4 protein-coding genes are annotated in these 2,129 nt (G+C 70.1%); 1 reads left to right on the top strand and 3 read right to left on the bottom strand.

Features of this window, described 5'->3' with window-relative positions:
- Positions 1-429: hypothetical protein (locus FF041_RS38610; protein ID WP_194292353.1), on the bottom strand; the 429-nt coding region annotated here is incomplete at its 3' end.
- A 168-nt stretch (positions 430-597) separates the two neighbouring features.
- Between FF041_RS38610 and FF041_RS36895 the strand changes: the two genes are divergently transcribed.
- Complete coding sequence (locus FF041_RS36895; protein WP_407698234.1) at positions 598-1,026, top strand: VOC family protein; 429 nt, start codon at positions 598-600, stop codon at positions 1,024-1,026.
- Positions 1,027-1,048: 22 nt separating this feature from the next.
- On the opposite strand, the gene FF041_RS36890 is transcribed toward FF041_RS36895, so the two are convergent.
- Positions 1,049-1,609 carry an EF-hand domain-containing protein gene (locus tag FF041_RS36890; RefSeq protein ID WP_153527089.1) on the bottom strand — a complete coding sequence of 187 codons (561 nt, stop codon included), beginning with the start codon at positions 1,607-1,609 and terminating at the stop codon, positions 1,049-1,051.
- Between the two features lie 146 nt (positions 1,610-1,755).
- Positions 1,756-2,129: LLM class flavin-dependent oxidoreductase (locus FF041_RS36885; protein ID WP_153527100.1), on the bottom strand; the 374-nt coding region annotated here is incomplete at its 5' end.

Below are 2,129 nucleotides of genomic sequence, written 5' to 3'. Positions count from 1 at the left end.
CGGCTCGGTCCCCTTCCGTCGCATCATCAGCGACATGTTGAAGATGTCGATCTGCGTTCGAAGCAGGCCGCTTGGCACCGGGTGGCCCAGAGGTTGTGTGACGCCGTCCTGAAGATCGGTGATGGTCGCCGCCTCCGGCAGCACCTCGGCGATCACATTCACGATCTGGTCGTACCTGGTCATGATCAGGTCGACCTCCCGGGGGTGGACTTCCAGCGAGGTGCCGTACTCGTTGCACCGCACTGTCACCGTGAACCCATCCTCCTCCAGGGCCTCGCGCAGCCGACGTCGAGACTCCGGCACGTCCATGCCGTACACCACGATCAGGCCAGACCAGTTCTCGGATCGAATGGCGAACTCGGGGACCTTCATCTGGTTGACGAGTCGGCTCACCGCTTCGATGACGCGGTAGAGGTCGCCGATCTGCACCGAATCCAGCGATCTGTCCCCCGCGGACGATGAAGGGCAGCTGGAGCGGCACCGGCGCACGTACGGCCTGCGCCGAGGGCAACCACAGGAGTACGGTTCGTCGGGCGCGGTCGGAGATCGGCTCGCCGAAGGAGACGAGTTCCCAGTCGAGCAGGAGCCGCAGACCGCCTGCAGTGCGGACGCGGTGTCCGGGCTGGAGGTCGTGGTGGACGACCTCGACGCCGTTCTCGCTTTCTTCGTCGAACTCGGCATGGAACTGGAGGGCAGGGCCCCGATCGAGGGGAGCTGGGTGGACCGGGTCATCGGACTCGACGGCACCCGGCAGGACATCGCGAAGCTGCGTACCCCGGACGGCCACGGCCGGATCGAGCTGGCGAAGTTCCCCACCCCGGAGGCGGTCCGCGCCGAGCCGGCGAACAGCTCGGCATCCGCCGTGTCACGTTCGCCGTCGACGACATCGAGGACGTCGTCGCCCGGCTGCGTCGGCACGGCGCCGAACTCGTCGGCGAGGTGGTGCGGTACGGGGACGACTACCGGCTCTGCTATGTCCGCGGCCCCGAGGGCATCGTCGTCGGACTGGCCGAACAGCTCCGCTGACGGGTCCCCCGGGCCGCCCCGGTTACGCGGTGAACTCCACGCCCGCCCACCAGTTGCCCGGGGCGTGCGGGTTCCTGCTGGACCAGAACTCGATGGCCGCCGAGGTGAACTCCCCGGCCGACAGCGTGCCGTCCCCGTCGCGGTCCAGATGCCGGAAGGCGGTCTCCGCCGCTTCCCGGGGCGTCCGGGGGAAATGACCGCGCAGGAAGCAGAAGTACTCCTCCAGATCCACGGCGCCGTCGCCGTCCGTGTCGGCGACCGCCAGGAAGGTCTCCGCCAGGATCCCCACAGTGGCCCGCGCCGCGGCGGGATCGTCGGCCAGGGACAGGGTCGACTCGACGAACTGCTCCCGGGTCATCGACACGGCGCCGGGCGGCAGATGGGGCAGATGCAGATTCCGCCAGACGGCCACATACGCGTCCACGATGCGCCGCTCGCCGTCCGAGCCGGACGCATGACCGATCGCCCGCGCGGACCGCTGCCCCATGAGGACGTGGTCGGCCTCGGTCAGTTCACCGCCGCCGTCCGCGTCGAACTGGTCGAAGCCGTGACGGATCTTGCGGATCAGCATGTCCTCCGACATGACATGTCTCCTTCGAACGGGATGGCCATGACGCCTGGAGGACGCTACTCCGCTCCGGCGACGACCAACATCGAACAGAGCGCCGCACAACACACGACCCGTACGCGGCCCGCACCCGGGTGCTTCCCAGGGTCCCGGGGTGCGGGTCAGCCCGCCCGCACCAGGGACAGCACCCTGACACCGCGTTCCAGGGCCGCGCCGGGTTCCGGGGTGACATGGTGGAAGTCGAGGAAACAGCTCTGCGCGCCGGAGGCCCGGATCTCCTCCAGCAGCGCGGCGACGTCCTCGTCCGAGGCTCCGGGGGCGACATTGTGGCGCAGGTGCCGCTGGAGGGTGCCGGGGTCCCGGCCGGCCTCCTCGGCCGCGCGGAGCGCGAGCTCCCACAGTCCGGCGCCGGCCGGGCCGGGCAGCACGATACCGGCCCAGCCGTCAGCGCGACGGCCGACGCGGCGCATCGCGGCGGCGGAGAGCCCGCCGAGGAGGACCGGCGGGGGCGACTGGGCGGGACGCAGACCGATGT

It is taken from the genome of Streptomyces jumonjinensis (genome assembly GCF_009600885.1).
In the GTDB taxonomy this organism is placed as follows: Bacteria; Actinomycetota; Actinomycetes; order Streptomycetales; family Streptomycetaceae; genus Streptomyces; species Streptomyces jumonjinensis.
This window is presented reverse-complemented; position numbering and strand designations above follow the sequence as displayed.